The following is an 8,052-nucleotide window of genomic DNA, read 5'->3' on the forward strand; positions in this document are numbered from 1 at the left end:
AAAAAAATAAGGGTTCACATTTGCTACTCTAAGGCGAGTTCCTGAACGCTCGTTTGTTGACTTTCACCAGCCGTCAACTCTCTATGCTCGTTTCGTTCAATACTATTCCTTTTCAACGTATAAGATATTGTTGTTAATTTGTATTGTAATGAAATAATGAAAAAACTGCAAGAGGTATTTTCACTATACATTATAAACAAAAGGAAAAAATGTTATTCACTTAAGGAATTTCTACGTTATTGCACCGTATATCCTCCATCAATGACTGCTGCCTGACCTGTAATACCGCCTGCTCTATCACTGCTTAAAAACATAGCGTAATCGGCAATTTCTTTTACTTGTAAGAGCCTGCGCTGTGGTACAAGTGGATAGATGACTTCTTCCAACACCTTCTCAAGCGCTACATTTCTAGTTTCTGCAAGATCTTTGAGCTGATTACGTACTAATGGGGTATCAACATATCCTGGACATAGCGCATTAACTGTAATCCCGTGTGCTGCGCCTTCTAATGCCGAAACCTTAGTCAGTCCTATTACACCATGTTTAGCACTATTGTATGCGGCTTTACCTGCAAATCCAACTAATCCATTGATGGAAGCCATATTGATAATTCGGCCAAATCCTTGCGCTTTCATAATTGGGAATGCATGTTTTGTTGCAACAAACGGAGCAACGAGCATGACGCGTGTCAACAGTTCAAATTTTTCTGTCGGGAAGTCTTCGAGCATTGAAACATATTGAAGGCCAGCATTATTAATTAAGACATCCAACCTACCAAACTCAGAAACAGTTGAATCGATTGCTGATTTTACTTCTTCTTCTGACGTAACATCACAGCGTAAACCGAGTGCATCGTACCCCAAGTTTTTCAATTCTAGTCCTGCATTTACGACATTTTCTTCGTTCAAATCGGTTAGAACTACTTTTGCTCCCGCTTGTGCAAATTGTTTTCCTATTTCAAATCCTATTCCTTGTGCAGCGCCAGTGATGAGTACAACTTTATCTTTAACCATTTTCAGTGGCTCTCCCTTCTTAGTTGTGTATTAGATTCCTAATCCTAATGAAAATAGTGCAATTGCAATCGCAACACCAATGGTAGGAATAACAACAGTTACTGCCGCCACTGGCCAATATGCAGCTTGGTGTGTTTCTCCACAAATAGCTCGAACAGTTGTAACAACATATCCGTTATGTGGTAAGGAATCCAACGCACCGGATGAAATCGCAACTGTCCTGTGAAGAGCCTCGGCGTTCACACCCATATCCATATAATGAGGAGCAATAAGTGGAAGGGCGATTACTTGACCACCAGAAGCAGAACCAGTCATACCCGCAATAACACTGACAGCAATCGCTGCACCAATTAATGGACTTCCTGGAATACTGGTCATTGCTGCAACAACTTCTCCAAACGCTGGCACTTCTTTCGCCACTCCACCGAAACCTACTACGGCAGCTGTATTACCAATAGCAATCAAGGCACCCATTGTTCCTTCTGAAATCGCATTCCAGAAATTTTTAAAGAATTTCCTTGCCAAAACGTACGTAGAAATTATTCCACCAAGCAAGGCAATGATTAGTGCTGATTGCATCAATGAATCATGGAAAATGTAAGAAATAACAAGTACTACCACTAAAGGAATTGCACTTAAAAACGGATTTGGCAACGGACGTGTTTGATCCATCGTTGGATCGTTATCTCTTGCAACAAACGTTTCTCCACGACTGACCGCTTTCGCTATCATCCTTTTTAACCACCAATAACCGAAAATCATCATAAATACAGCGACAATTAAACTTACTTCCCAACCTGCATATGGAGTTGTTCCAAGGTAAGGAATTGGAATCCAGTTTTGAATTTCTGGAGATCCAGCTGATGTCATCGTAAATGTAACGGAACCGAAAGCAAGTGCAGCTGGTATAAAGCGACGTGGAAGATTCGCTTGCTTAAATAAACTGATAGCCAGTGGATAGACTGAGAAAGCTACTACGAATAAGCTTACGCCTCCATATGTTAAGATAGCACAGGCTGCAACAACTGCTAATACTGCAAAGCGCATTCCTAATTTCTCTACCACAAGCTTGGATACAGAATCTGCTGCACCGCTATCCTCCATGACCTTTCCAAAAATAGCTCCAAGTAAGAACATTAAATACCACGATGTAACGAAGGATGAGAAGCCTCCCATATAACTACCTACAAAGTTTGCTTCACCCTCTGCCACTAGCTGTGGAAACAAAGGCATTCCACTAAGCACCGCTACGAACAAAGCGGATAATGGACCTGCTACAAGTAAGTTCATGCCCTTCATCGTAAGATAGATTAATAATGCCAAACCACCAATAAGACCGATCATACTCCACATATTTTTTCCCCCTTTGATGTCTGTCGGTAAACGCTTACAAAAAAATTATAAGAAACCAACATTATTTTTATCTTCCACATATCTTAATGCAAGAAGCGTGCCAACTTAACAATGTAATTGTTTCAATATTTCGAATTAAATAAATTCCGGTTTTCTGGACTAAATGAGACAAATCTCTTTATAAACAAAGAGTCCAGAAAACTGGAATAATTTCCGATTTTCTGGACGAATCATTGTATGGAGAATTTCTTCAATTTTTCATATAAACTAGACTTACTGATTCCGAGCTGTTTGGCTGCTACCAGTTTATCATTGTGACATTTCTCAATGGTTTGGACAATTGCTTGTTTTTCTGCATCCTCCAATGTTTCTTTTAATGTTTTCTCCCCTAATGGTATGGAATAGGAATCTGTCAAATAATCAGGAAGTGCCTGCATGGTCAATTTTTCCTCTGAGGATAAGTGAACAGCTGCCTGAATGGCGTTTTCTAACTCACGTATATTTCCAGGCCAGCGATAACGAGACAACGTAAGCAAAACCTCTTCCGTTACTCCGGTAATTCTGCGTCCTGTTCGTTTACAAATCTTTTGAATAAAATGATTTACTAGTAATGGAATATCCTCAGTCCGTTCGCGGAGTGAAGGGATATAAAAGGGAATGACATGAATACGATAATATAAATCTTCCCTGAATCGTTTTTCCTCCATCATTTTCTCCAATGGTCGATTCGTCGCTGCAATTACCCTAACATTCACTTGGATAGGAGTAGTTGCACCAATAGGTTCTACTTCACCTTCTTGAAGTGCGCGTAACAATTTTATTTGCATCGGAAGTGACATATCTCCAATCTCATCAAGAAAAAGCGTACCTCCGTCGGCAAGTAAGAATTTTCCCTTTTTACCTCCTTTTTTGGCCCCTGTAAAAGCTCCCTCTTCATAACCGAACAATTCAGACTCCAATAAATGTTCTGGTATGGCTGCACAATTCAACTTGATGAACGGCATTTGACTTCTATTGCTCAACTGATGAATACTATGGGCAAACAGTTCTTTCCCCGTTCCACTTTCCCCTCTTATTAATATAGAAACGTCACTTGCTGCAATTTGCTTTACTTTTTCTTTTAAAAGAGTGATAAGCTTGGAGTTCCCTATAATATCTTCAAGTGTATACTTAACTCCTGTTTGGAGCTCGTACTCCTGAAGGTAATTTCGAATCCTGCCAAGCATGCTTTTAACATGGCTGTTCATCTTGTCCCATTCACTTGTGTCACGGAAAATGACGGTACCGTAAGCACCAATTACTTCGTTATTTTCGTTAAAAATGGGAACACGGTTTGCAATCATGTAGTTTCCACGGATAAATTGAAGGTCTGCAAGCTCCTCTTTGCCTGTTTTCACTACTTCATGCATCCTAGTATTTTCGATAACTTCCGTTACATGCATGCCAATAACTTCCTTACTATCCACCTCTGTAAATTTACAATAACTATCATTCATGTAAATGATTTTCCCCTTATTATCTACCACTACAATCCACTCAAAAGCATTGGCTATAATAGTATCCATCATTTCATCAGTCAATAAGCTATCTTTTACTCCCATTTTTACACCCCCTTGCATACTTGTCCTAAATATATCATAAAAATCTAAGGATTATGAGAGCGATTACATAAAACAATATATTACAAGTTTGATATGATAGAAGTATCTTTCGTTGATCGCGAGGAATATACGATGCCAGATTGGTCCTATCATGGAATTTTTTCACCTTTTTTAAGAAAGCTCCCTGCGAAAACTTCCAGAGAGTTTATCCATAGAGGAATGAACACCATTGCCTCTCTTCCGTTCAATTTAGGTCACCACATCATTAACTTTCTAGGGAGAGAAGAAACTCATTCATCGCTAGAGAAAAGACAACTTGGGGCTGTTTTTATAAATCCCATGGGGTTATCTGGAAAAGTTGATCCCCTACTATCAGGTACGAGAGCTTTTTCAAACTTAGGTTTTGGTTTTTTAGAAGTAGGGCCAATTACTAGATACCAGACTGAATCTACTACTGCACCAAAAGTAAACATTGAAGCTAAAACAATTCTCTTTTCGGATGAATCTGTTAGCTATGAGTCAGCTTTACAAATTCTTATAAAGCTTCCCAAAAAACAACCTTTATTCGCGAGGCTTGAGGGAACACCAACTGAAATTAATGAAATGGCAAAAGGACTGGAACCTTTTGTAGATGGCTTTATCGTCAGTACACCTGACATTCATTCATTTTCTGAAAAAAGTATCCTTCTTTCCACTTCTAACCTCGCTCCCTCCACCCTCTCTCCTTTTCATGGAATAGTGTTAGAGGAATCAGAAGGTATGGAGAAATTATTGCAGCAAGTAAGATACCTTAAAACAATCGGATATAAAGGCACCATCATTACGTCAGGGGGAGTAATGGAGCCTGTTCATGGGCTTCATTTACTTGATGCTGGAGCAGATTTAATCATGTTGAGAGAAGGGTATGTTTTTTCAGGCCCTGGACTTCCAAAGAGGATAAAAGAGGTGTTACTGCAAAGAAGCAACTATTTTTATCCTCCTCCATCGGGCTGGTTCTCCTATTGGCTATTTGGCTTGTTTATATTGTTAGGCGGTATACTGGCACTTTTGTTTAGTCTAACCTCTATTATTTTGCCATATGATGAATTTTTCCTCGGAATGAAAAAGGAAGACATTTGGGCATTTAATGAACGTATCATGCTCTTTATGGCACACGACCGCATGACTCTAGCAGGAACGATGATATCTGGTGGAATTGTATATATGCAGCTTGCAAAATTTGGAGTTAAACAGCATTTAAAATGGGCGAAACAAGCAATAGATGTTGCAGCAATCCTTGGTTTCCTAGGCATATTTGCCTTTATTGGATACGGATATTTTGATTGGTTACATCTATTATTCTGGTTGATTCTCCTTCCTTTTTACGTATATGGTTTTTGGAAAACTCGTAGTTTAATAGGCACACCAACTTCACCTAATCTTTATAATGATCGGATATGGAAAATAGGAATCTATGGACAGCTTTCTTTTGTGCTATTAGGATTCTCGTTTGTTATTGGAGGAATTATCATTTCCATCATTGGAGTATCATCCGTTTTCGTTCAAACAGATCTTCAATACATCTGTATGCCACCGGAAATGTTAGAGAGCTTTAATGCCAATCTTATTCCTGTCCTTGCCCATGACCGCGCAGGTTTTGGCAGTGCCTTACTTAGCGTTGGCCTACTTGTGCTAATGCTCGGATTATGGAGATATCAGCAAGGAAACAGATGGGTATGGTGGACATATCTTATTGGAGGGATTCCCGCTTTTTTTGCAGGTGTTTATATTCATTTTGCCATCGGATATACTACCTTTATTCATTTAGCTCCTGCTTATTTTGCGCTGGTTCTATACGTGACTGGACTATTATTAACCTACAAATATTTGCATAAAAAAGATGCTAGTTAAATTTAGTTTATCTTCCAAAACATACCTATTAGATAGTTACATTTCACTACTCCAAATATATAAGATTTCTAATATAATAGAGTTGTTAAAATCTTATGACCCAAGGAGTGATGACATGAAACTATTTAAACAAACACTTTTCGTAACATTGGCACTTTTACTCGCAATAAGTGGTTTTACTTTCCCTGGCAATGCTGACGCACGTTCCATTAATTCTCCTATAACAAAAGGAGAATTTGTGCAGCAACTAGTTGAAACTCTCGGCATCGACTTACAAGATGGCGATATTCCTTATACTGATGTTAAGGCTGACTTAAAGCCGTATGTAGAGGCAGCAATTCGAACAAATATAATTGTTCCAGAGCAAACGTCGTCGTTTGGACCAAATGAAAAAATTACGCGTGAACAAGCATATGTATTTTTAATTCGTTCACTAAATTTACGAGATTCCTATTCTTCTAACACTTTAAAGCAATTTAAGGACTATCCTGCTATTAATAAAGCATATGTTAAGGAACTTTCTGCAGCAGCTGAACTCGGATTGATAGATAAAAAATCCAACACTCTTCAACCTAATAAGCCTATAACATATGCTGAAATGATGGAAATGCTTCAAGCATATGAAAACAATTTTGATTTCCTTACTGTCGTACATACAAATGATATGCATGGCAGAATTATGTACAATGCATCCAATAAAGAAATGGGCTTAGCTAAAATAAGCGGACTGACCAATCAAGCCCGTAGTAAAAATCCTACATTGTTAATTGATTTAGGTGACACTTTTCATGGAACCAACTATGTAACAATGAATAAAGGACAAGCTGCTGTTGATGCTATGAATGCACTGAACTATGACGCAATGGTACCAGGTAACCATGATTTCAACTATGGCCAAGATCGCTTATTAACATTAAGGGATGAGCTTCATTTTCCATTAATAAGTGCAAATATTAGGAAAGATGGTAAACCATTTTTAGATAAATACACTATCATCGAAAAAGACGGAAAGAAAATTGCTTTAATTGGGCTAACCGCAACAGATACGGCTGAAAAGACAAATCCTGCAGGTATTGAAGGAATAACATTTGAAGATGAAGTGACCGTGGCTAAAGAAATGGTGGCAAAACTTCGCAAAGAAGTAGATGTCATTGCAGCAATATCCCACTCAGGGCTAACAACCGATAAAAATATCGCCAACGAAGTCGAGGGAATTGATGTCATTTTCGGAGGACACAGTCATGACACAATTGAAACTCCGACTAAATACAAACATGCATATGTAACACAGGCATTCGAGTATGGAAAAGCATTAGGCAACACGAATATCATTTTCCATAAAGGACAATTAATCGGTGTAAACGGATTTCTTTACCGTGACAGTGAAACAAAGCAAGAAGATCCTCAAGTGGCAACTCTATTACAATCCTATAAAGAGGCTATCGATAAGGAATTGAATGTTGTGATTGCCAATACTTCTGTTCATCTTGATGGCGACAGAAGAAATGTCAGAACTAAAGAAACCAATCTCGGAAACTTAATTACAGATGCGATGCGAGAAACGCTTGGAACAGATATAGCTTTAACAAATGGTGGAGGTATCCGTGCTTCCATTGCTGCTGGTGATGTAACACGAAACCACGTCTTGACTACTCTACCATTCGACAATACGCTTGTCCGTACAACCTTGACAGGTGAAGAAGTGAAGGCTGCACTGGAACACTCCGTCCGGCTTTATCCGGAGGAAAACGGTGGATTCCTTCATGTTTCTGGATTATCCTTCACATTTGACCCTAGCAAACCTGCTGGAAACCGTGTTGGTGAAGTATTGATTAATGGCCAACCTTTAGAGGAAGCAACTGCCTATTCTGTTGCAACAAACAACTTTACAGCAGTCGGAGGAGACGGGTTTGAAATGTTTAAAGCTGAAAATATTGAGTTTGATAGCGGAGAACTTTTAAGCACTGTACTTATTGAAGCACTTCAATCAAGTGTCTCCATTCCTGTTGTGGAAGGTAGAATAATAGCAAAGTAAATATGAGTAAGAGAACTTAGCTTTTGGTCTAGAGGCTGAGACAAAACTAAAGAACACAAACAAAAAGACGAACAATATAATGGCCGACAATAAATACCGCTATTGATTTCCGTGCAAGACTTCGCTTTCCGCGGGTGACCCGCGAGCCTCCTCGGCTTCG

5 protein-coding genes and 1 other annotated feature (1 of these 6 cut by a window edge) are annotated in these 8,052 nt (G+C 38.9%); of the genes, 2 read left to right on the forward strand and 3 right to left on the reverse strand.

The genetic code is table 11. From position 1 onward, the window contains the following. Nucleotides 1-125 (reverse strand) — a binding site (T-box leader); it reaches 122 nt to the left of the window's first position. Nucleotides 126-236: 111 nt separating this feature from the next. The 3 genes from LRP81_RS14725 to LRP81_RS14735 form a co-directional block, all read right to left on the reverse strand. After that, the gene (locus tag LRP81_RS14725; protein ID WP_230502393.1) at nt 237-1,013 is read right to left on the reverse strand and encodes a 3-hydroxybutyrate dehydrogenase; all 777 of its coding nucleotides are present in this window, start codon (nt 1,011-1,013) and stop codon (nt 237-239) included. Between the two features lie 30 nt (nt 1,014-1,043). Continuing rightward, on the reverse strand, nt 1,044-2,366 hold the full coding sequence (locus tag LRP81_RS14730) for a GntP family permease (RefSeq protein ID WP_230502395.1): 1,323 nt from the start codon (nt 2,364-2,366) through the stop codon (nt 1,044-1,046). A 230-nt stretch (nt 2,367-2,596) separates the two neighbouring features. Then, complete coding sequence (locus tag LRP81_RS14735; RefSeq protein ID WP_230502397.1) at nt 2,597-3,967, reverse strand: sigma-54 interaction domain-containing protein; 1,371 nt, start codon at nt 3,965-3,967, stop codon at nt 2,597-2,599. Between the two features lie 93 nt (nt 3,968-4,060). On the opposite strand from LRP81_RS14735, the gene LRP81_RS14740 reads away from it, so the two are divergent. Both LRP81_RS14740 and LRP81_RS14745 read left to right on the forward strand, forming a co-directional pair. Beyond that, nucleotides 4,061-5,857 (forward strand): dihydroorotate dehydrogenase, encoded by a 1,797-nt coding sequence (locus tag LRP81_RS14740; RefSeq protein ID WP_317987082.1) that lies wholly within the window; start codon nt 4,061-4,063, stop codon nt 5,855-5,857. A gap of 115 nt (nt 5,858-5,972) precedes the next feature. Next, nucleotides 5,973-7,892: a 5'-nucleotidase C-terminal domain-containing protein gene (locus LRP81_RS14745; RefSeq protein WP_230502400.1), complete on the forward strand. Its 1,920-nt coding sequence runs from the start codon at nt 5,973-5,975 to the stop codon at nt 7,890-7,892. The last annotated feature ends 160 nt before the right edge of the window (nt 7,893-8,052 follow it).

Origin of the sequence: Sutcliffiella rhizosphaerae (genome assembly GCF_917563925.1) — a bacterium.
GTDB lineage: Bacteria > Bacillota > Bacilli > Bacillales > Bacillaceae_I > Sutcliffiella_A > Sutcliffiella_A rhizosphaerae.

Coding starts and splice junctions, on each gene's coding strand:
- LRP81_RS14730 (WP_230502395.1), bottom strand. CDS start 2,366: ATGTGGAGTATGATCGGTCTTATTGGTGGTTTGGCATTATTAATCTAT.
- LRP81_RS14740 (WP_317987082.1), top strand. CDS start 4,061: ATGATAGAAGTATCTTTCGTTGATCGCGAGGAATATACGATGCCAGAT.
- LRP81_RS14725 (WP_230502393.1), bottom strand. CDS start 1,013: ATGGTTAAAGATAAAGTTGTACTCATCACTGGCGCTGCACAAGGAATA.
- LRP81_RS14735 (WP_230502397.1), bottom strand. CDS start 3,967: ATGGGAGTAAAAGATAGCTTATTGACTGATGAAATGATGGATACTATT.
- LRP81_RS14745 (WP_230502400.1), top strand. CDS start 5,973: ATGAAACTATTTAAACAAACACTTTTCGTAACATTGGCACTTTTACTC.